A 20,236-nucleotide genomic window follows, 5' to 3' on the forward strand; every position below is an offset into this window, starting at 1 on the left:
GATCACGCCGGGGCTGTTGTTGGACCCGGTGGACGAGAGGAGACGCCGTGTTCCTGCGGTACAAGAAGCTCGAGCTGCCCACCCCCGACCAGGCCCCGCCGGGCCGCCTGATCGCGATGCCGGTGGCCGACACGCACACGGTCCTCGGAACCCCGCTGAAGGGCCCCTGGCCGGCCGGCTACGAGACGGCCGTGTTCGGCATGGGCTGCTTCTGGGGCGCCGAGCGCATCTTCTGGCAGCTTCCCGGGGTCCACTCGACCTCGGTCGGCTACGCCGGCGGCTTCACGAAGAACCCCACCTACGAGGAGACCTGCTCCGGCACCACCGGGCACGCCGAGGTCGTCCAGGTGGTCTACGACCCGTCGAAGATCGCGTACGAGGACCTGCTGAAGGCCTTCTGGGAGAACCACGACCCGACCCAGGGCATGCGCCAGGGCAACGACGTCGGCACCCAGTACCGCTCGGCGATCTACACGACGACGCCGGAGCAGGCTCCCATCGCCCAGGCGTCGCTGGAGGCCTTCCAGCCGGTGGTGACGGCGGCCGGGCACGGCCGGATCACCACGGAGATCAAGCCGCTGGGTGAGTACTACTTCGCGGAGGACTACCACCAGCAGTACCTGTCGGACGCGAAGAACCCCAGCGGATATTGTGGTATTGGCCCCAACGGGATGACTTGCCCGACCGGCGTCGCGAAGGTCGCCGAGTAGCCGCCTGATCAGCGTAGATGCAACAAAAGCCCCTCCCCGAGGTCATTCCAGGGAGGGGCTTTTGCCGTCGCGGGTCGGTACGTCAGCTCGGGGCCGCGGACCTCCTCGTCGCGCGGGAGGACCATCTCGCCGTGCGTCGGTGCGTTGCGACGTCGGCGCTGCTCATTGGGCTTAGGAGAGTGCATGGTGCCGCGGGCCATCGGTCCTCCTTCCGACGTGACCTTGAGGGACGACTACGGAATTGCATATGACTTCGTCGATCAAAATGTGCGGCGCGTTGACCTACGGGACCATGGGGGTCATGGCAGTTACTCCGGCCCCCAATGCGGGGAAGAAGCTTCACGAGTACAAGATCAACTGGAAAGAGGACCACGACAAGCACACCGCTCCGGCTGCGGAGATGCGTGATGCCGGGAACTTCGTTGACTTCGTGAATGAAGAAGGTCTGACCGTCTTCCGAATTCGCGCGGACCTCGTTAAGACGGTGGAGATGGATCCCCGCGTCGTCATCACGCCATCCTCGGATGGGCTTGAGATAATCCAATAGCCGCCGAGTAAGACCTTTCGCATAAACGTAACAGCGCTTGACACTCGCTCCAAGGTTCGTCAGCGGTAACGCAAAGTAGCGCTGGCGACGGGGGACCTAAATGTCCGCGACCTCTACGCCCGTACGCGGCCTGCGGTGCTATGCCGCTTCGGTGTCGGATTGAGGAGGGTGGGGGCCACCCCCCTCCGTAGGAATGCAAAGAGTTATGTCAGCGGTTTACGCTTCGCGCCTGCCCGAGCACCCCTGCGCCGGAGTCGATTGGTGATAATCGACGCACCCACCACTCCAATCAACGCTGCAATCCGCCATCGATTCGGGGCTATTTCTGGAGGCTGAGTGGTTGGGGGCGTGTCCACCAACATGGGCTCAACATCCCGACCCTCCATAGACGTGCCCGTCTCTGGTGTTGATTGCGACTGAGCTACTGAAGACTGTGTCGAATCTTTAGCCGCCTGGCGTATAGCCTCGTAGATCGCGGTTGCCGCAGAGATAGCAATCATCGAATAGAGAACAATCTTCGCGCAGATCGAAGCACTCCAGCTGGATGAGATGAGGCCGACGCCGCCAATGGCGACCGGCAGGAGTCGCTGCGCAAATCGCCTGGCGGCGTCCGGACGGTTATGAAAGGTAAGCTCTGCCAGGCGAGGAAGGACTGCTGTTGCTCCGAGTGCCATTAGGGCGCCGCTCACCAGGGGAATGGTTTGCCGTGTCGGCCCTGTCAATAAAGCCTGGAAACCGGCGACTTCCCCTGCGACACCAAAAACCAGACCCACTGCAACGGCAGTGGATGCATTGATTCGGTGAACCCGCTCGCTCGTATCGCGAGAGAGAAACTGATCTGCCAAGATCACTACGGCGATGACGGGAATGACTTGAACGGCAGTCTCGATGTACACGGCCTCGCCGTAGTCCGCCATGCGGACATTCTCTCATCTTGAGACTTAGCTGTGCTGCGGGCGGTCCTCTGTCAACCCGTAAGTGGATGTGAGCCGGGATGACGCTCGGACTCGCGGCGTGCGGTGGGGCGTGGGCGGCGTGCGGCTGCGCCTTCGGCTGCGGTCTTGCGGCCGTGGTGCCAGCGACAGATCGCTTGAAGATTCTCGGGTCGATGATCGTCGCCTGCGTTGATGTGGTCGACCTCGTTGGCCGGCTCACCGCATGGGCGTGCGTCCTCGTCCTTCACCTGGCACCGGTAGGCCGCTGCCCTCAGCACCCGTAGGCGCCGGACTGCCCAGTCGTTCGGCAACCGGGAGCGCCGGTCGCTCGTGCCCTCCCCCTACCCCCAAAGACAGCGACGCCCTGGGGTAGCGCTCAATCCCGCAGGCCAGGTCCATCGGCGGGGAGAGCGGCACGCCCCAGGGCGTCGATCAGCCCTCCGACGGCGTGCCTTGGGCAGAGGCGGACCGGAGGCTCACAGCGCCAGGATGGCTGCTAACGCCGGCGAAGACTTCGCACGATCACATCTGGATCGAAATCCTGCGGCGCCGGCTCCAGCACTCCGTGTCCAAGGACCAGAGTGAGAGGGATAACTGAGCCAGTCTCTGGAGCTTCCCGAGCGAGCGCGGCTCGATTTCTCAGCTCGCGTGCCTGCCGGGTGATGTCGTCGGGTGTCTCTGCGTCGATGCGCGCGGTCTGCTCGGGCGTGAGGTCGAAGCGCCGGGCCGTGGAGTTCACGAAGTCCTCGCGGGTCGGTGCTGGCGGTCGGGGCGCGGTCGCGGCGGCAACAATTTCACTCAGGCGCTCATCGAATACCAACGAAGGACGCTCCTCGGGCTCGATCTCCGGTGGCCGCTCGCCTGGCGTGGAAGGCCGGGTCGGTGTGGTCCGGCCATGCGGCGGCGAAGTTCTCGGCGGCTACCGCCTCAACGTATCCGCGCAGCGTGGACATGGCCTCGTCGAGGCGCTGCTCGTGCTCTCGCGCGGCTCGCCTGCCGAACTGCTCAGCGGTGTAGAAGTGGGCACGCTCCAGCGCGTGACGCTGGCGGGCGCGTTCCGGCGACCAACCTGCGGCCTCGCCGATCTCATCCGCGGTCTGGACCGTCCGTGACGCAAGGGCGAGCTCGCGCGCTCCGCGAAGGCTCTCGACCTCGGCGAGCGCTTCGGCGAGCAGGGTGCGGACGTGGGCGCTGTGCTCGCGCTGCTGCTGGGCGGCGTACGCGGTGATTGCTGCCGCCACCTTCCGGTACTCGGCTTCGACGGCGCGAGCGGCTTGTCGCTCGGCGAGGATGGCCCGCTCCGCAAGGCGGCTCATAAGGTCCGCGTGCGGTTCGTAGCTGCTCTCGACCGGACGGGCCGGGAGTTCGGCCGGCACAGCGTCGCCCCGGGCGACCCGCACGGCGAGCGCCTGCTGATCGCGGTTCCACGCGGCGAGGTCGCGGGCGTAGGCGCTCTCGGCGTCCTCGTAGTCGAGTTGCGCGTCCTCCCGCTTATGTACCGCCGTCTCCCATGCGGTGAACGCCTTGGCAAGGTCGGCGAACTCCGGGCGGTCGAGCGCGCTGTACGGGACGGGACACTCGGGCTCGGCGGTGTGCACGCCGTGCCCGCCGAGTCCGGCTCGAAGTTCGCGGATGGTCTTGGGGTCTGCGGTCATCGGTGCTGCTTTCTCTTGGGCGGTTGGGCGTCTGCCGCCAGTGGGATGGGCGGTATGGCGGCGTGGCGGGCGGTGAAGCTCCGGCGGCTATGCGGCGTCCGAGAAGGCGTAGACCGGGGTTTCACCGTCGACTCGGATAAGGCGGTAGCCGCCGCGCATGGCAGCGATGTCTTGGCGGTTGACCGCCAGGGCCAGGCGGGGGCCGGCATTCGGTCGGGCGACGGTGTAGTGGCGCCGCTTCCGGCGGCTCCGGAGCGCGGCGGGCGCGCGGCGCGGCATGGCGGTGAGACTCCTTGTCGTTGGGCGGGCCAGGCGGCGCGACCAGGGAGGCAGGCCGCCAAGGCGATTTGGCGGGCAGGGCGGCGGCCGGGCGGAGCCGCAGCACTCCTGGCGGCAGGCTCCGCCCGGGAGCTGCCGCACATGGCGGCGCTCCGCCTCGACTCCCGCCCAGGTGTCGAGGCTCGGCGGGCCGACCGCCCTGCCTGCCGAGGGCGGCGGCGGAGCGGTCGTGGATGCGGCGGAGGTGGGCGGCGCGGGCGCTGCGCCCGAGTAGCAAGTGGGCCGACAGCGCCGAGGTGTTCACGCGGAGGACGGCGAAGTTCGGCTCGGCAGGTGTGACGGAGTGACGGAAGTTGCGTCACTCCTCTTCCTGCTTATAGAGACGACGACGACTCTATAGAGGGAATAGGAAGTGACGTTCGTTCCGTCACTCCGTCACGCCCGCAAGGCGTGAGCTAATAGGAATTGGGCACCAGGCTTCGCCCGCGCCGCAACACGTACAGCACGCAGCAACACGCTGAGAAAGTTCGTGGGCACCTCAAGGATCGTCCGGGGTAGGCGGGAGTACCGGCACGGCTCATTCCCTCGCCAGCGAATTTCTGAGCGGGCAGAGGAGTGTGCCTCAGAGTTCCGTGAGGGCGTCCATGAAAGGCTGCAAGTCAGCGATATTGCGCCAGCTCCATCAGCAATAAGCGCTCCGGATCGCTGCATTCGACGGGTGCATCAGGAGCGCCGCTTGCTGCTCGCAACGTCGCGGATAAAGCTGGAACCGTTGCTCGCCGGCGCGCTACGCGCTGGTGCTGGCCTCACCCTCGAATGCATCGACTTCTGGCACCCCGGGAAATTTGGCCAGCTTGGCGCGAAGAAGGCGCAGGCGCTCGGAAACCCGCGAGCTTCCGGCCTTCCCCGAGAGGCGAAGCGCTCGCGTAGCCGCTTCCGCCGCGCGCTCGACTTCGTTCGCCTGAAGTAGGGACTCGGCAAGCCAGGTCATATAGAGCGCGGTCTCCCGCCCGGTCTCGTCGCTGTATCCGGCGGTCGCCCTCTCCAGGATGGGGACCGCTCGCAGGGGGCGTTGTAGCTGAGTCCAGACTCGTCCAGCCATGATGTCGATCTCGCCCTCGTCGAGCCAGTAGACCCAGATCGGATCATCGGCCGGCTGGCGATGTTCGTACTGCTCCTCGACTGTGCCGAGCGCACGTTCGGCGGCGGTCACGTCGCCAACCTGCGCCTCGGCCCACGCCACTCGCTCCGCGAGGAGCGCCTTCGTGGTCGCGGTAGCCGCACTGCGAGCACCGGCGTAGGCCGACTTCGCGAGAGTCACGGCCTCTCGCGCGTCACCCACGTTCGCGACCTGGTAAGCGAGCGACGAGAGGTTGTTCGCCGCGCCCGCGACGTCTCCACCCGCGTGAGCTGCCCGCATCCCAGCGAGGTAGTAGCGCTCGGCCTCGGCATGATGGCCAGCGTCGCTGGTGACCCATCCGGCTACCTGGGCCAACTCGCCGATGGCGACGAGGAGCCGCTTACCGATCTCCTCGGTGTAGGCGGCATCACGGAGCAAAGCGGTCGTTGCCGCCAACTCCGCGGTGACCATCGCGTGTGTGTCCTGCCCACCGACGTAGTCGTCGAGCTTGCGGAGCTGGTGGACACGCTTCTCGACGTCCTGGACCTGCACGACGCCGATACGTCGACCGGCACGAGTAGCGGTCACCTGCGGCGGCTCAGCGATCAACCATTGGTGCGCCAGGGTGAGGGCATTTTCTGCTGTGGGCGTCGTTGCGAGCACCGCGGCTGCGAGCAACTCGGAGTCCTTCGGCCGCCAGATCCCGTGGTCCAGCTCCCACGGCTCGCCGTGCGCTTCGACCAGCGAAAACAGTTCCCCACCTGCTTCGTATACGTCATCGAGCGCCTGGGCGATGAGTGGCGTGGGCGGGCGCTTGTCCGCTTCGACTCGGGACAGGTGTCCGGAGTCGAGGTGTGCGCGCCGAGCAGCCTCGCGGAGTGACATCCCACCGCGCAGCCGCCGAGCAGCTTGCCCGAACGTTTCCACGGTGTCCCCCTCCGTGCTGCCAGGGTGCTGCCAATGCTGCCAGGTCCACAGAGTGCCTGATGGCAGCACGTGAATGCCACTCCTTCCGTCCCGATCGTCCTAGCGTCAGGCCAACGGGTTCGGTTCCCGAAATGGGGGGAGGCGCAATGCAGCATCGGGAGGAAAAGCGCGCATGGTGGCGTCGCGTTTTGGTCTTGCGTCGGCGACGGTGCACCTGCGGCCTGCCCTGGCCCTGCATCGAGGCATGGATGGCCAAAGGCAAAGAAGGCGAGGAATTTCGCGCATTGACGGCCCTCAGCGACCCCGGTAAGAGGGCCGATAACCACCGCCTCGACGTCCCGAGCTGGCAGACAAACACCATGCCGTTGTTCCAGATCGGGCGCGCGGGCGCGCTGACTCCGGCGCAGGAGCGGCGTTCGCGGGGAGGCGCGTGATGCTGATACCTCGTACGGAACACCAAGGCGAGCGCCCTACGTGGGACTGCCGAGTCTGCGGACAGCCGTGGCCGTGCGCTACCGCCAAGGTCGAGCTGGCCGAGCAATACCAGCGATTTCCGCACGGCCTGTCGGTCGTCGTCGGGTCCTTCCTAATCGAAGCGATCGACGACTGGGCGGCCGGCAATGGAGGACCGCCGCCCGACCTCTATGAGCGGTTTCTTGGCTGGGCCGAACCGCCGGGGCTCGCGGCATGACAACCGAAGAACCGCCGAAAAGAACCCCCGGTCTGCTTGGCCTTCTGCTCGACGCATTCGATGCGCCGCCCGTGGTGAGGGTCGGGACGACCCTGGTCCGCGTTGCGTGGATTCACATGCAGGAGGGCCGCGCCGTCATCGAGCTGGAGACCGATGACATGGCGGTTGCTGCTGAACAGCTCGTGCTCGACAGCGTCACGGCGGCGAAGGCTAGGGCCGCTCGATCGGAAGCAGGGCAGCCCGCCCGGACGTAACCACTCCCTACACCCCCGGAGGTTGGAATGTCCCTATCGATGTTGTTCGACGAGGGCACGGTCAGCGAGATGATGACCGCTTGGCCGGCGAAGCCTGCGCTTCAAACACCGCCTGACGGCAGCCGCCTGCCCGGCATCGTCAACGTGGATCTCGTCAACGGCTACCTCGACACCGGTACCGCACCCGCAGAGCAACTCGTCGTGATCAAAGATGGAGCGGCGCTGCACTCCCGCGCGTACACGACAGACGGCTACCTCGACCCCGGCAAGGTCGCGAAGTGGCGCGGCCGGGGCTACACGATCCAACTGCGCAACCTGCACCGCTGGTGCCCGGAGGTGCACGCGATCTGCGCGGCGATGCAGAACGAGACCGGGTACGGCACGTACGCCACCGGATTTGTCACCCCGGCGGGCGGGCAGGGTCTGCATCACCACTGGGATCAAAACATGGGGTTCGTCTACCAGCTCGCCGGGCGCAAGACCTGGCAGATCTGGGAGCCCGAGGTCGAGGAACCGCACAGGGAGCAGTTCGCGTCCAATACCTCGCCGGGCAGCGACGTCCTCGACCGCATGAAGTCGATGCGGCCCGACTTCGAGTTCGACCTCGGTCCCGGTCAGATCGTGGTGCTTCCTCGCGGCTGGATGCACAACCCGCACGCACGGAGCCAGACCGAGGAAAGCGTCCACGTGACGTTCGTGGCTCGCGAGCGCACCGGCTACTGGATCGCCGGGAAGCTGGCTCAGGCCGCGCTCACCTCGACCCCGCTGCGGCGTGTCATCTCGCCCGCGAACGTCATCGACCCGGCCGCCTTCGCCGGACAGATCGCCGAGGCGCGCGACCTGCTGGCGCAGTGGCTGGCGTACGCCGATGTCGACGCTCTCGCCTCCGAGCTGCTCCACGCGGCACGCACCGAACCGAACGTCGACTACGTCTCCCACGCGCCGAGTCAGATCGGCCAGCACCAATCGATCCGTTGATCCGGGATTTCACCGGCGCATCAGGCGTCGGCGATCCATACACCCAAGGAGGAGTCGTGACGCTCACGACCGCACTGCCGGTCCAGGCCGACAAGGACCCGCAAGCCCTCGTCGACCCGCAGACCTTCGACAAGCTCGCCGAGTTCTTCGCCGCCCGCCAGGAGGTCACCACAATCTACGCCCGGCGGGCCGTCGGGCAGATGCTGCTCATGCTCAAGGCCCACGCCGACTCGCAGCACGACCCCGACTTCGGCCGGCTGCTGCCCGACGGCCGCTCGTACCGCGTCGTCCCGACAGAACCGGTCGACGCGGCCTGGCACGCGTCGTTGCAACACACCGAGGCGTACGCCGCCGCCTGCGAGCAGATCGCGGGAGGCTTCGTGCACCACGTGCCGATCCTGACCGAGGGCATGGCGGACGGCTCCTCGCTGGAGTACACCCGTCAGGCGCTCAAGGCGACCGGCTACTACATCGACCCCGAGTTCTGGGACGGCGAGGCGAAGTCCTGCTGCCCGCCGAACCCGGGCATCTGAAAGGGCAACTGATCGATGCGCACTGACTGGGCCACGTTGCCCGAGGCCGTCACGAAGGAAGTCGCCGACCGAGTCGGCGGTTCCCACATCTCGCCCGCCGCGACCGGTGACCACGCGGAGATCGCCGCAACCGTCACCGGGCCAGCCGGGAAGGTGTTCCTCAAGGCGGCTCATTCTGACTTCGGGGTTCGGTCGTTGCGCTTCGAGCTGCGGGTGAGTGAGGCCGTCAGTGGGTCTTACTCACCCGCGGTCCGATGGCACTTCGAGGCGGCCGGCTGGCTGGTCGTGGGCTTCGAGCACTGCGACGGCCCGCACGCCGACCTGTCGCCGGGCAGTCCCGATCTGGAACTTCTCGGGGAAGCATTGACGGCGCTGGGCAAGACTCAGGCGCCGGACGTGGGGCTGTTCAGCCCGAAGGGGCGGCTCGGGTTCGAGCACCCGACGATGGACGGCGACACCCTCGTGCACACCGACCTCGGCCCGGCCAACCTCATCGTCACCCCGGACGGCCTGCGGATCGTTGACTGGGCGATGGCGACCAAGGCCGCACCGTGGGTCGAACTTGCCATCCTCGCCCAGTGGTTAGTCGGTAGCGGCCACACGCCCGAGCAGGCGGAACAGTGGCTGGCGCGGTTTCCCGCCTGGGGCGAGGTCGGTCCTGACGTCCTCGACGACTTCGCCTCTAAGAACGCCGCGAAGTGGGCATCGAAGGCTCAACCGAACTCGCCAGTCTGGATGCACAATCTCGCGGACTGGACCGGTCGATGGTCGACGTACCGGCGCACGACTGAGAACACCTGACGATGGCTGCTCGCACAGCAACGGCGATGCGCCGGACGCCCGTCACGGGCAAGCACACCTCGTTCGTCGGCTACGTCGCCCCGATTCCGGACCACAAAAACGGATGGTGGCGATCATGGCTACCCGACGCACCGCCCGAGCACACGATCGGCACTCACCAGGACGAGGCACAGGCGGTCCGGTTCCTGCTGCAACTGGAACAGCACCGCCGGGGCACGGTGTAGGCCCGGACCACGCCGCTTGACCACTCGACTCGGCGGGCGCTCCCCCGTGGTGCCCTGCCGGGCCGGGTCAGCTTCAGCCCGTCGCCGCTCGCTGTCTGCGGCACCTCCAGTAGGCGGGCTGAGGGCGACCGTCCCCCGGTCGCAAAGAAGGCCCGGACTGGGCAGCATCGTGACGCTGCCAGGTCCGGGCCTTCCTGTATATCGAGGTACTTAGCTCGCCGGGGCCTTTGCCCAGTCGAACTCGACACGCGGGTCAATGACGCCCCACGGGTCCGCGCGGGTCGGCCGCCCTCCCTTCGCGGGTGCGCGAGAGACGGTCATCCGGTCGATGAACAGCCCGACGAACTCACGGCGTTCGGTGATCGGCGCGGTGTCCCACCAGGAGCCCTCGTCGCCGTACTCGTTGGAGGTCCAGCCGGTCAACGGGATGGTGGCCGTCATCGCCTTGTTGAGCGCCTCCAACGATGCCGTGAGGTCATCGACCCTGGCACCGGTCGCGGTCACCTGACGTTCCAACACGAGGGCGGCGGCACCCTTGGCCGTCGCCAGGGTCTCCCCCAGCCGCTCCAGCGAGGCAGTCGCCTCGGCCAGCTCGGCGGCCACCGTCGCACGCTGGGCCGCGGTAGCCGGGTCGCTGTGGGCCACGGCGTACCGGCGCGTGGCTTCGGCAAGGATGGCTCCAACCTCGGTGTCTTCCGGGTCTTCAGGGTCGAAGCTCTCGATCATCCGCCCGATCCGGAACCGGACGAAGGCATCCAGCGTCGACATGGAGACCGTGCAGGAGTGCCGCCCGGCGGGCGCGGTGCACATGTAGGCGTTGCGAGTAGGCGAGGCGTTGAACCGGCGAGCCTTCATCGGTCGTCCGCACTCGCAGGAGAGAACGCCGAGCCCGGAGAGCAGCGAAGGCGTGTCGGTGGGCCGCCGGGGACCAACGGATCGACCGTTGAGAGCGCTCTGAAGCGCCCAGAACTCCTCGGTGGTGATGATGGCCCGATCGGGCGCGGGGAGAAACCGCTCGCCCGGCACGCCGCTCGCCAGCGAGTACCCAGTCGTGTTGCCCTTCGCGTCAACGATCGCTACGGCGGCCAGGCCAGCGATGCGCGGGTCACGCAGTCGGAGGCCGAGCGCCCGGTCCGACCATCCCGATTCGCTACGGCTGCGCCCGACGGTCGCTCCACGGGTCGGTACGCCCCGACGCTCGAAGTACCGCGACACCGCATGGACGGCGTGACCCCAGCGGACAGCACGCACGGCGAATCGCACGTACCGCTCCTCGGCCGGCTCGACCACGAGGGCGCGAATGGCGACTGGAGCGCCATCCGGCGTCAGCTCGATGCGTTCGACGGTGGTGAAGCCGTACGGCGCTCCCCCGAGGTGCCCACCAGCGGCGCGAGCGAGCGCCTTCGCGCCCCGGACCGCCTTCGACTTGTTGGCGCTCTCGTTGTGCGCCGCGTCCAGCCGCAGAAGTAGATGGATGAGATCCATCGTGTTGTCCGGGCCGAACGTGCCCTCGGTTGTCGAGATGATCGTGAGCCCGTTGGCGAGCAGCGGCAGCAACTCGGCGAGTGCCTGCTTCGGGTCCTGCCGGGTGAGCCGGGAGACGTAGTAGACGTAGACGTGCGTGATCCGGCCAGCCTTGATGTCCGCGATCAGCCGGTCATAGTCGGGACGAATGATCTCCGTGTCGTAGCCACTCTTGCCGATGTCTTCGTACCGCAGGATCTCGCAACCGGGGTGATCATGGGCGGCACGCTCCACCGTCGCGGCACGCTGGGTCTCCGGGCTGGCTTCGGACTTGTTCCGGCGCGCACTGGACTGCCGGACATAGATGGCGGGAAGTGCGGTGGTCATACGGCGGACAGTACATCACCATTCGCCGGGGGTTAAGAACCCGGGCGGCTACTGCAACCACGGCCCGACAGGGCTCATGTACTGTGCCCCTACTCTGGGGCTCGATAGCACACCCTAATGACGGCAGAACGCCCGACCAACGGCCTGGGCGTTTCGGTATGTCCCTGCCAGGCGGCATTGACCCACCGAGCGTGGGCTGTCCGTCTTCGAGGACCGAAGAGGGGACGCGGTCCGGCCGGGGTTTGGGTTGTCCCTGGCCGGACCACGCAAAGGTGCTAGCGGAGGATCGAAATTGCGGCGACGAGCTGGGCCAACGCCGCGATCGCCGTGACCGCGATGATGGCGAGCCGAAGAGTCCCGTCGTCAATCTGCCATTGGCCGGCGGCCACCATCAGCGACGGGACGGCCGTAAAGAAGGTACCCGTGGCATAGGCCGCAATACGGACTACCGTAGAACGGTGGTCTGGATTCCCGTGACGAGAAGCGGGCTTACTGGGTAGTTTGGACAAGTCGTCCTCCGGTTCAGGGGCTGTGGAAGGCATCCGGCGAGGTGGGCGATGTGAGGGCGATTCGCTGGCCGGCGGATCGCCCTCTAGTCGTTCGCAAGGTAGTCATGGCCTTCTCGGACTCGCCCGAGACGGGTTGCTACACAACGGAGAAACGGTCTGACCGGTGTTCCCGTCCGGCTCGAATCGATCGACGCTCATGCCTTCTAAGCTGCCACTTCACCGCGCTGGCGTCCAGGATTTCGCCCGATCCGTCCAATTTGCGCTTCCACATACGACTGTCCCGCACAGTCAGTCCGACCGCGGGGGCCGCTGAGCTGGGGAGCACGCGTCCGGCCGCAAAAATTCCCTCCAGCAAGATGGTCAGTCCGTCTGAAAACAGACGTAATGCCCTTCGGCATCCGTCACCTGTATTCGCCGCAGCCACAATTGAGGTGCCGCCGGAACCGCCGAGTTCTCCGCTTGGTTACCAACGCCCGCGTTTCCCACGGTCCTGACCCAAAATGCCGGTGGATTCCCGGGCCTTTCCTCAAGTCGACCCGGACGATGCGTGCCACCTCGATTCTTCCCGACGCCACCCGCCTCCGTCGGCCGCTATCGCACACTCCCCTTCCAGCTGTGGGTGCGAACGGCGGCCTCGACCAGCTCAACTAGGTCTAGAAATGCTAGGGGTAATTGCATCCTGTACCGACAGGGCTCAACTAATGTGCCCCTCCGGAATGCTCAGGGGATCCGTCCTGACCAGCGCATAAGCCGCAAACGACGCGGAGACAGCAACGGCGCGCCAGCCGCTGTCTCCGCGTCCGCACTCGCTCCCGCTACTGCCGACGTCGTCCTACGTCGGCACCGACTGGGGCCACCCTTCCCACTCGAACGCGTCAATGGCCTGCTGAACCAAGCCGCCGAGCATCGCCAACGACGTGCGTGAAACCTCAACCTCAGCGTAGCTACCGTCGAACACCGTGCCGCCATAGGTGTTGCCGTTCAAATGATCCAGGATCAGTGCACCGCCCGGGGCATTTATCCCCTGGCTGTTCACAGGCTGCAATACTAGTGGATCTTTCCGCCCGAGGCCTCTCGCGCGATCTTCCATATGGTGCGCTGTATCCCGAAGACCTTTAACTGTCGGGAACGTTGCTACCCAGTCCTGCATGACCGCTTGAACCTTGTGCGTAGCATCAGACTTCTCTGCCAACACCCGAATGCAGTTAGCAACGGTGTCCAAAGCGAATAGAAACGATTTGGCATGCATCATGGGGAGCCGCTGCATGTACATCCGAGGAATCTCCCCCGCTTCCCACCTGGCGCGACGCAGATCGCGTTCGGCCGGCCAGTAGTGCCGATCGGGACGGAGTTCGAGGATGACGGCGGACCGTGCGCGCCGGCCGCGCCAAGTGCCCGGTCACGGACTCTGGCAGGCACCCTCAGGGTCAATGGAATCGATCCAGACGCCTTGGGAATCGCCACCAGGCACATCCGTAGCGGTGATGTGGTAGTCGCCCGCAGGTCCGGACACGGTCAGGCTGCGGTCTCCGGGCGCTCCGGTCGCCTCTGTCGCGCCGGTGACCCTAATAGTGACCGTACCGTGCCCGTATGCGGCGATGTTCAGCGTTACGGCAGAAGAGCAGGACAGGTCATAGGTGCTAGTCGTGCCCTCCGTGCCAGCCTTCGGAGCCGCGGTTTTCGTATGGTCTGGCTGGTCCTGCCCTGCCTCCATTCCTGTCCCGGTCGCGGTGGTCCGGTGTGCCGTAGGTTTGGGCTGTCGCACCCGGCTGGCAGGAGCCGAATCATCTTCCGGTCCGGCGCCGCTGGACCGGGCCGGCTTCTGCGACTTAGCAACGCTGCTGGACGGACTCCGAGCGCCCGGACCGGTACTGGACAGTCCCGACCCGGGTGGACCGGCCGCGGTGTATCGACTAAAAGCTCCGGCTTGGACGAGCGCGATCACGGCTCCGGTCACTGTAAAGACGGCGAGCATCGCCCAGGCCGTTCGACCAGTGATCGGTGGCGAGCCGTGCGTAGCCCAGTTCACCAGCACTCCAATGACGGTGGTGACCACCACCGCGGCGACGATGAGCCAGAACGTCAGCGACACTGGGACACGTCTCCTTAGGGCCGTTGCGCGTAGGGTCTCCCCACAGCGAACATCGTACTGTCAGCAAGACCCCCGTTATGGACGCCGCGTCGTCGATGCAGTTCAGGACGGCTGTCGAGCCGAAGCGCAGCTCCGAGCCGCAGGCGTTGAAGCAACGACTCACCGATCAGGCACACCTCCAGGAACTGGGTAAGCTACGCGTAAAGGACTTGGGGCACATTGATCAGGCCCTGCCCCGAACGGCATGACCTGCCCGGTCGGCGTCGCGAAGACCGCCTGACGCACACCCGTGGTGCCCTCACCGCGGTGGGGGCACCGCGCCGTCGGGCCAGGCGGCTATGCACACCCGGTTGCCGGCGCGGTCGGCGAGGATCCAGGTTGCCGGGGCTTCCGAATCGTCCACGATGCGGCCGCCGGCGGCCAGCGCCGCCGCCACGCGCGCTTCGGCCCGGTCCCGGGCGACCGAGACGTCGATGTGCATCGCGTGCCGGAGGGGCTTGGCCGGGTTGAGTTCCTGCATCCAGACCGTCGGGCCGTGGCCGAGCGGGTCCGCGGCGTTGTCGCCGGCCAGCGGCGCGTAGCCGAGGACGGCCCGCCAGAATCCGATGTCGACCTCGCCGGGTCGGGCGGCTATCGCGAACTGCACCTCCTGCGCGGCCGCCCGGTCGGCGACCGCACCGTGGCTGCGGGCCACCTCTGAGATCGCCCGGGCGAGGTCGATGTGCTGCTCCTCGAGCCGGAAGACACCGCGGGTCAGCCGTACGCTCAGACGCCCGTCAGCGGTGGTGAGGAGCGCTCCGGAGCCCTCCAGACCGGGGAGCTCAGCGACCGCGAGGGCCAGCCGTGCCGCCTCGCCGAGCGACGCGGCGCGGAAGACGGCCGTCGCGCCGCCGTGCAGGACCACCCAGTCGTCCAGGCCGTCCGCCGCGAGGAACCGACGCCACCCGTGCTCGCCCATGGACACCTCCTCCGGATGGCATCAACGTACCGGTGTGAGCCCGTGAGCAGCACAGACGGCCGTACCTCGAAGGGGTGTAAAAGATCGACAAGCACCGAACCCACCGCACACACTGAATGGACAGACAGATCAGGAGGCGGCCCCTCGGGAGGTGTCCACCATGCCCAGATTCAGCAACGACGAGGAGCGCGCTGCCTGGCTGCTCGCCGAGTCGCTCATCGAGAAGGCCCGGGCCATGATGCGGCAGGCCGAGAGTGCGCTGGACTCGTGGCGGCTCGGCAAGGAGCTGAATCGGCGGCGGTGTGCCCGGCGCGGGATCAGTGAGTCGGATGCCGAGATCCGGTGGGCCGAGACGGCGGCCGCGAAGAACGCCATGGCCGACAACACGTTCCATGTGTCGCTGGCGACGATGTACTTCGGTGCCGCGGCGGCGCACTACTCGCGTGCGCACTACCTGCGTAGCCAGGTGGAGGCCGGGGTCTGAGGTGCGGGCGCCGCTCCGTCCGGGGCGGCGGGCGGAGCGGCGCTTCGCAACGGCCCGCGGGGCCGGCGCCCGCACGGGGGACGAGCGCCGGGGTCCCGCGGAACCTGCTCCCAGTGTGCAAACCCCGACTGAAGATTTGCTGAACCAGCGCCCCGGATCCCCTGGGAAGTCCCCGTGCGCCCGATGAACGGCGACCGGCGGACAGCAGCCCGGGCGGGTGCCGGCGGGGAAAGCCGCCGCCGGGCGGCGGCCGCGCCGCGGAGAAGCTACTCGGCGACCGGCGGCGCGGGCGGCGGGTCGGCCGGCCCGGCCGGCGCGGTGGTGGCCGGCGGGGCCGCGGCGGGGTCGTCGCCCGTCGTCCCGGGGGCGGTCAGGGCGAGCCCGAGGGCGGCGCCCGCGCTGATCAGGCCCAGCCCGGCGAGGGAGATCTTGCGTCCCGATTCGTTCACCGGGCCAGCGTCTCTCGCCTTCCTGTGAGGTCGCTGAGCCGGGCGCGATCGGCGAGACTGGACGCATGCAGACCGCCACGGAAGACGAGCGCAAGTACGACGTCCCGGACGGCTTCGCCCTGCCGGACCTGACCGGTGCCGCCGGCGCCGAGGGGCTCGGTGAGGCCGAGACGCACGAGTTGGATGCGACGTATTTCGACACCGACGATCTGCGGCTGGCCCGCCACAAGCGGACGTTGCGGCGGCGCAGTGGCGGCACCGACGCGGGGTGGCATCTGAAGACGCCCGGTGACGGGTCGGCGCGTACCGAGCACCGGCTTCCGCTGACCGAGGGCGACGAGGTGCCGGCCGAGCTGGTCGCCGAGGTGCGCACGATCGTGCGGACACGGCCGCTGCGGCCGGTGGCGCGGCTGCGTACCCGGCGGGTGGAGGCTCCGCTGTGCGATGCCGACGGGCGCACGCTGGCGCTGCTGGCCCAGGACGAGGTCACGGCCGGGACCGACGACGGCGAGCAGCGGTGGCAGGAGCTCGAGGTGGAGCTCGTCGACGGCGGCCCCGAGGTGCTCGAGGCCGTGGAGGGTCTGCTGCTCGCGGCCGGCGCGACGCCCGCCGCGGGTCCGTCGAAGCTCGCGCGGGCACTCGGCGACCGCCTGGCCGCCTCCCGGGGCACGAGTAAGAAGAAGATCAACCCGGTTGTCGCGTACGCCCGTGAGCAGCGCGAAGCCATCGAGGCGCAGGACCCGGCGGTACGGGCGGGCGACGCCGAGGGCGTGCACAAGATGCGCGTGGCGACCCGCCGGTTGCGCAGCACGCTGAAGACGTTCCGGGGCTCGTTCGACCAGGAGCGGGCCGAGGTCGTCAAGGGTGAGCTGAAGTGGCTGGCGGGCTGCCTGGGCGAGGTCCGCGACGGCCAGGTCCTCTCGCACAAGCTGGTCGCCGCCGCCGAGGATTTCCCCGAGGTGGCCGCGCAGGTCCGCGAGAGGCTCGATGCCGATGTCACGCGAGGGCGCCAGGCGCTGACCGGGGCGCTGGACAGCGAGCGGTACCTCGCCCTGCTCGACGCGATCGACGAGCTGGTCGACGAGCCGGGGCCGGGTGACCGGGATGCCCGGCGCCGAGCCGGCAAGGTGCTGGCCAAGGCGGACCGGCTGCTGGACGAGGCCACCGCCGACGGCGTGGACGCCGAGCTGCACGAGGCCCGCAAGAAGTTCAAGCAGGCCCGGTACGCCGTCGAGGTGTTCAGCGCCGGCGCCGGCAAGCCGGGCAAGAGGCTGGTCGACGCCCTGACCGCCCTGCAGGACGTGCTCGGCGCGCATCAGGACTCCGTGGTGGCCCGTGAGGTGCTCCGGGAGGTGGCGCGTACGGCTCCGGACGCTTTCCCGTACGGAATCCTGCATGCCCGTCAGGAGCAGGTGGGTGAGCGCACCCTGGAGGATCTCCCGGCAGCGACCCGGGCGGCCCGGAAGAAGAACCTGCGCGCCTGGCTGGGCTGAGTTGGGATACCCGGCTCCGTGGGTATCTACGTGCCCATGGAGGCCGAGCAGCACGAGGACCAGCAGGAGCAGCAGGAACAACCGGACCAGCCGCAGAACGACGACGTCACGACTCCGCCGTACGCGGGGCCGGTCAAGGAGCTCGGCGGTTACCGGGTCGCGGACGACGATGACGACGACCCGGTGCTGCTCAACGCCGACGGCAGCCCGGTCGACACGTGGCGGGAGGACTACCCGTACGACTTCCGCATGCCCCGCGCCGAGTACGACCACCACAAGCGGCTGCTGCAGATCGAGCTGCTGAAGCTGCAGAACTGGTGCAAGGACACCGGCGAACGGCTGGTGATCCTCTTCGAGGGGCGCGACGCCGCGGGCAAGGGCGGCACGATCAAGCGGTTCATGGAGCACCTGAACCCGCGCGGCGCCGGGGTGGTGGCGCTGGAGAAGCCGAACGAGCGCGAGAGCACCCAGTGGTACTTCCAGCGCTACATCAAGCACCTGCCGGCGGCCGGTGAGATCGTGCTCTTCGACCGGTCCTGGTACAACCGGGCCGGCGTGGAGCGCGTCATGGGCTTCTGCACCCGCGCCGAGTACCTGGAGTTCATGCGCCAGGCGCCGGACCTGGAACGGATGCTCGTGCGCTCGGGCATCAACCTCGTCAAGTTCTGGTTCTCGGTGTCCCGGGGCGAGCAGCGGACCCGGTTCGCCATCCGCCAGGTCGACCCGGTACGGCAGTGGAAGCTCTCGAAGATGGACCTCGAGTCGCTGGACAAGTGGGACGACTACACGGAGGCCAAGGAGGCGATGTTCTTCTACACGGACACCGCCGACGCCCCGTGGACCGTGGTGAAGAGCAACGACAAGAAGCGGGCCCGGCTGGAGGCCATCCGGTACGTCCTCAACCGCTTCAAGTACGAGGGCAAGGACCCGGAGGTCGTCGGCACCCCCGACCCGCAGATCGTCGGGCCCGCCTCGCTCGCGGTGGAAGGTACCGAAATGTCCCCTCGGGTATTCCCGCGCCTCTAGTGAGAAATAAAGCGTTGTCGACCGCCCATCCCAGTGGTTAACGTGGCCGTACACGTGAAGGGAGGTGGTCCGAAGTTGTATAGCAACGGGACTCGTGAGGTGGCTGTCCGCTAGCCGCTGTCCTCGACAGCTTCGAGAAATTGTGCAGGACGTCGAGACCGTGTGGCAGCGGTCAGGCGAGTACCAGGCAGCCACCCGACCCCCGGGGATCCGGCCTTGTCCGACCGGACCATCGCGTGCGACAGCGCGCGGTGGAAGTCCCCGGGGGTCGCTTAATTTCTCCGGCGGGGGTTCACGTGCGCGAGCTGACGATCCTGGGCAGCGCCAGCCAGGTGCCCACCCGCCACCGCAACCACAACGGCTACCACCTGCGCTGGGACGACGAGGTGATCCTCTTCGACCCCGGCGAGGGCACCCAGCGCCAGATGCTCATGGCCGGGCTCGCCGTGACGCCGCTGCGGCGCATCTGCATCACCCACTTCCACGGCGACCACGCGCTCGGGCTGCCCGGCGTCATCCAGCGGATCTCGCTCGACAAGGTGCCGCACCCGGTCCACGTGCACTACCCGGCCGGCGGCCACGCGTACTTCGACCGGCTCCGGCACGCCACGAGCTTCTACGACGTCGCCGACCTCGTGCCCACGCCGGTCGGCCCCGGCTTCTCGGCGGAGACCCCGGCCGGAACGCTCACCGCGCTGCCGCTGCGGCATTCGATCGAGACGTACGGGTACCGGCTCGCCGAACCGGACGGCCGCCGCATGCTACCCGCGCTGCTCGACGCGTACGGGATCCGCGGGCCGGCCGTCGGCGAGCTGCAACGCACCGGCCGGGCCGGCACCGTCACCCTCGAGGACGTCAGCGCGCCGCGGCCGGGCCAGCGGTTCGCCTTCGTGATGGACACCGGCCTGTGCGACAGCGTGTTCACCCTCGCCGAGGGCGCCGACCTGCTGGTCATCGAGTCGACGTTCCTGGCCGAGGACGCGGCGATGGCCGCCCAGGTCGGCCACCTGACGGCCGGCCAGGCCGCGTCGGTGGCCCGGCAGTCGGGGGTACGCACGCTGCTGCTCACCCACTTCTCCCAGCGGTACGCCGACAGCACCCGCTTCCTCGACGAGGCGCGCGCGGAGTTCGACGGCGACATCGTGATCGCCGAGGACCTGATGCGGGTCCCGATTCCTCCGCGGATAGGTTCGTCGCATGAGCGTGCTCCTGCGGCCGGCCGGTGAGGACGACCTGGCCGGCATCGGCGACCTGCACTACCGTTCGCGCGCCGCGGCGTACGCCGGCATCGTCTCCCCCGCCGCGCTGACCTTCGGCTCCCCGGCCGCGCTGGGCGAATGGTGGGCCGAGCGCTGGAGGTGGGAGCGGGAGACGCACCGGCTGACCGTGGCCGTCGACGGCCGGCGGCTCGCCGGGTTCACGTACCTGGGGCCGAGTGAGGAGCCGGGGGTCGCCGAGCTGTCCGCGATCCATGCCGATCCGGCGTACGTGGGCCGGGGCGTCGGCCGCGCCCTGATGATCGACGCGCTGGCCGCCCTGGCCCGGTACGGCGACCGCGCCGTGCTGTGGGTTCTGGCGGACAACGCGCGAGCCCGGCGCTTCTACGAGCGCGGCGGGTGGGTCGCCGACGGGCAGAGCCGCGTCGAGCCGATCGGTGACGAGCCGGTGACCCAGCTGCGCTACGTTATCTCCCCGAACGGATCTGCCGTCGCCTGAGGCC

The 20,236-nt window shown here is 68.0% G+C and carries 21 protein-coding genes; 13 read left to right on the forward strand and 8 right to left on the reverse strand.

All coding sequences use genetic code 11. The features are described from left to right. Positions 1-47: 47 nt before the first annotated feature. Both msrA and COUCH_RS34165 read left to right on the forward strand, forming a co-directional pair. Positions 48-710, forward strand: coding sequence for a peptide-methionine (S)-S-oxide reductase MsrA (gene msrA, locus COUCH_RS34160; protein ID WP_249609283.1), 663 nt, complete (start codon positions 48-50; stop codon positions 708-710). A gap of 247 nt (positions 711-957) precedes the next feature. Further along, a complete protein-coding gene (locus COUCH_RS34165; RefSeq protein ID WP_249609284.1) occupies positions 958-1,257 on the forward strand; it encodes a hypothetical protein in 300 nt (99 codons plus the stop codon). A gap of 203 nt (positions 1,258-1,460) precedes the next feature. Here the strand turns inward: COUCH_RS34165 and COUCH_RS34170 are convergent, their stop codons facing one another. The 4 genes from COUCH_RS34170 to COUCH_RS34185 all read right to left on the reverse strand — a co-directional run bounded on the left by COUCH_RS34170 (position 1,461) and on the right by COUCH_RS34185 (position 6,173). Continuing rightward, complete coding sequence (locus tag COUCH_RS34170) at positions 1,461-2,174, reverse strand: hypothetical protein (RefSeq protein WP_249609285.1); 714 nt, start codon at positions 2,172-2,174, stop codon at positions 1,461-1,463. A 514-nt stretch (positions 2,175-2,688) separates the two neighbouring features. Continuing rightward, the gene (locus COUCH_RS34175; RefSeq protein ID WP_249609286.1) at positions 2,689-3,012 is read right to left on the reverse strand and encodes a hypothetical protein; all 324 of its coding nucleotides are present in this window, start codon (positions 3,010-3,012) and stop codon (positions 2,689-2,691) included. Next, positions 2,999-3,847, reverse strand: coding sequence for a hypothetical protein (locus tag COUCH_RS34180; protein WP_249609287.1), 849 nt, complete (start codon positions 3,845-3,847; stop codon positions 2,999-3,001). Before COUCH_RS34180 ends, COUCH_RS34175 begins: the two co-directional genes overlap by 14 nt. 1,066 nt (positions 3,848-4,913) lie before the next feature. Further along, positions 4,914-6,173 carry a helix-turn-helix domain-containing protein gene (locus COUCH_RS34185; protein WP_249609288.1) on the reverse strand — a complete coding sequence of 420 codons (1,260 nt, stop codon included), beginning with the start codon at positions 6,171-6,173 and terminating at the stop codon, positions 4,914-4,916. Between the two features lie 146 nt (positions 6,174-6,319). On the opposite strand from COUCH_RS34185, the gene COUCH_RS34190 reads away from it, so the two are divergent. The 6 genes from COUCH_RS34190 (at position 6,320) to COUCH_RS34215 (ending at position 9,654) form a co-directional block, all read left to right on the forward strand. Further along, positions 6,320-6,607 (forward strand): hypothetical protein, encoded by a 288-nt coding sequence (locus tag COUCH_RS34190; protein ID WP_249609289.1) that lies wholly within the window; start codon positions 6,320-6,322, stop codon positions 6,605-6,607. 253 nt (positions 6,608-6,860) lie between these two features. Further along, entirely contained in the window at positions 6,861-7,118 is a 258-nt protein-coding gene (locus COUCH_RS34195; RefSeq protein ID WP_249609290.1) for a hypothetical protein, read from the forward strand. A gap of 39 nt (positions 7,119-7,157) precedes the next feature. Beyond that, the gene (locus COUCH_RS34200; RefSeq protein ID WP_249609291.1) at positions 7,158-8,096 is read left to right on the forward strand and encodes a cupin domain-containing protein; all 939 of its coding nucleotides are present in this window, start codon (positions 7,158-7,160) and stop codon (positions 8,094-8,096) included. 56 nt (positions 8,097-8,152) lie between these two features. After that, positions 8,153-8,629, forward strand: coding sequence for a hypothetical protein (locus COUCH_RS34205; RefSeq protein WP_249609292.1), 477 nt, complete (start codon positions 8,153-8,155; stop codon positions 8,627-8,629). 36 nt (positions 8,630-8,665) lie between these two features. Further along, on the forward strand, positions 8,666-9,430 hold the full coding sequence (locus COUCH_RS34210; RefSeq protein WP_430640848.1) for a phosphotransferase: 765 nt from the start codon (positions 8,666-8,668) through the stop codon (positions 9,428-9,430). A 26-nt stretch (positions 9,431-9,456) separates the two neighbouring features. Further along, positions 9,457-9,654 carry a hypothetical protein gene (locus COUCH_RS34215; RefSeq protein ID WP_249609294.1) on the forward strand — a complete coding sequence of 66 codons (198 nt, stop codon included), beginning with the start codon at positions 9,457-9,459 and terminating at the stop codon, positions 9,652-9,654. A 210-nt stretch (positions 9,655-9,864) separates the two neighbouring features. Here COUCH_RS34215 and COUCH_RS34220 read toward each other — a convergent pair whose 3' ends face one another. The 3 genes from COUCH_RS34220 to COUCH_RS34230 form a co-directional block, all read right to left on the reverse strand. Beyond that, positions 9,865-11,505, reverse strand: coding sequence for a recombinase family protein (locus COUCH_RS34220; RefSeq protein ID WP_249609295.1), 1,641 nt, complete (start codon positions 11,503-11,505; stop codon positions 9,865-9,867). 1,341 nt (positions 11,506-12,846) lie between these two features. After that, positions 12,847-13,287, reverse strand: a complete 441-nt coding sequence (locus COUCH_RS34225; RefSeq protein ID WP_249609296.1) for a hypothetical protein — start codon at positions 13,285-13,287, stop codon at positions 12,847-12,849. A gap of 1,117 nt (positions 13,288-14,404) precedes the next feature. Further along, the gene (locus tag COUCH_RS34230; RefSeq protein WP_249609297.1) at positions 14,405-15,064 is read right to left on the reverse strand and encodes a VOC family protein; all 660 of its coding nucleotides are present in this window, start codon (positions 15,062-15,064) and stop codon (positions 14,405-14,407) included. 160 nt (positions 15,065-15,224) lie between these two features. Here COUCH_RS34230 and COUCH_RS34235 point away from each other — a divergent pair, with 160 nt between their 5' ends. Then, on the forward strand, positions 15,225-15,548 hold the full coding sequence (locus COUCH_RS34235; protein ID WP_199515618.1) for a hypothetical protein: 324 nt from the start codon (positions 15,225-15,227) through the stop codon (positions 15,546-15,548). 266 nt (positions 15,549-15,814) lie between these two features. Here COUCH_RS34235 and COUCH_RS34240 read toward each other — a convergent pair whose 3' ends face one another. Beyond that, positions 15,815-15,997 carry a hypothetical protein gene (locus COUCH_RS34240; RefSeq protein WP_249609298.1) on the reverse strand — a complete coding sequence of 61 codons (183 nt, stop codon included), beginning with the start codon at positions 15,995-15,997 and terminating at the stop codon, positions 15,815-15,817. Between the two features lie 65 nt (positions 15,998-16,062). Between COUCH_RS34240 and COUCH_RS34245 the strand changes: the two genes are divergently transcribed. From COUCH_RS34245 to COUCH_RS34260, 4 genes are all read left to right on the forward strand, one after another. Then, entirely contained in the window at positions 16,063-17,490 is a 1,428-nt protein-coding gene (locus tag COUCH_RS34245; protein ID WP_249609299.1) for a CYTH and CHAD domain-containing protein, read from the forward strand. An 18-nt stretch (positions 17,491-17,508) separates the two neighbouring features. Beyond that, the gene (gene ppk2, locus COUCH_RS34250) at positions 17,509-18,516 is read left to right on the forward strand and encodes a polyphosphate kinase 2 (RefSeq protein ID WP_430640849.1); all 1,008 of its coding nucleotides are present in this window, start codon (positions 17,509-17,511) and stop codon (positions 18,514-18,516) included. 296 nt (positions 18,517-18,812) lie between these two features. Continuing rightward, a complete protein-coding gene (locus COUCH_RS34255) occupies positions 18,813-19,742 on the forward strand; it encodes a ribonuclease Z (RefSeq protein ID WP_249609300.1) in 930 nt (309 codons plus the stop codon). After that, complete coding sequence (locus COUCH_RS34260) at positions 19,714-20,232, forward strand: GNAT family N-acetyltransferase (protein WP_249609301.1); 519 nt, start codon at positions 19,714-19,716, stop codon at positions 20,230-20,232. The genes COUCH_RS34255 and COUCH_RS34260 overlap by 29 nt, the downstream gene beginning before the upstream one ends. The last annotated feature ends 4 nt before the right edge of the window (positions 20,233-20,236 follow it).

Origin of the sequence: Couchioplanes caeruleus (genome assembly GCF_023499255.1) — a bacterium.
In the GTDB taxonomy this organism is placed as follows: Bacteria; Actinomycetota; Actinomycetes; order Mycobacteriales; family Micromonosporaceae; genus Actinoplanes; species Actinoplanes caeruleus_A.

Excerpts from the sequence above, each read along its gene's own strand:
- COUCH_RS34230 (WP_249609297.1), bottom strand. The coding sequence starts at position 15,064 with ATGGGCGAGCACGGGTGGCGTCGGTTCCTCGCGGCGGACGGCCTGGAC.
- COUCH_RS34215 (WP_249609294.1), top strand. The coding sequence starts at position 9,457 with ATGCGCCGGACGCCCGTCACGGGCAAGCACACCTCGTTCGTCGGCTAC.
- COUCH_RS34165 (WP_249609284.1), top strand. The coding sequence starts at position 958 with ATGACTTCGTCGATCAAAATGTGCGGCGCGTTGACCTACGGGACCATG.
- COUCH_RS34225 (WP_249609296.1), bottom strand. The coding sequence starts at position 13,287 with ATGTACATGCAGCGGCTCCCCATGATGCATGCCAAATCGTTTCTATTC.
- COUCH_RS34190 (WP_249609289.1), top strand. The coding sequence starts at position 6,320 with ATGCAGCATCGGGAGGAAAAGCGCGCATGGTGGCGTCGCGTTTTGGTC.
- COUCH_RS34200 (WP_249609291.1), top strand. The coding sequence starts at position 7,158 with ATGTTGTTCGACGAGGGCACGGTCAGCGAGATGATGACCGCTTGGCCG.
- COUCH_RS34245 (WP_249609299.1), top strand. The coding sequence starts at position 16,063 with ATGCAGACCGCCACGGAAGACGAGCGCAAGTACGACGTCCCGGACGGC.
- COUCH_RS34170 (WP_249609285.1), bottom strand. The coding sequence starts at position 2,174 with ATGGCGGACTACGGCGAGGCCGTGTACATCGAGACTGCCGTTCAAGTC.
- COUCH_RS34195 (WP_249609290.1), top strand. The coding sequence starts at position 6,861 with ATGACAACCGAAGAACCGCCGAAAAGAACCCCCGGTCTGCTTGGCCTT.
- COUCH_RS34220 (WP_249609295.1), bottom strand. The coding sequence starts at position 11,505 with ATGACCACCGCACTTCCCGCCATCTATGTCCGGCAGTCCAGTGCGCGC.
- COUCH_RS34235 (WP_199515618.1), top strand. The coding sequence starts at position 15,225 with ATGCCCAGATTCAGCAACGACGAGGAGCGCGCTGCCTGGCTGCTCGCC.
- COUCH_RS34180 (WP_249609287.1), bottom strand. The coding sequence starts at position 3,847 with ATGACCGCAGACCCCAAGACCATCCGCGAACTTCGAGCCGGACTCGGC.
- COUCH_RS34260 (WP_249609301.1), top strand. The coding sequence starts at position 19,714 with ATGAGCGTGCTCCTGCGGCCGGCCGGTGAGGACGACCTGGCCGGCATC.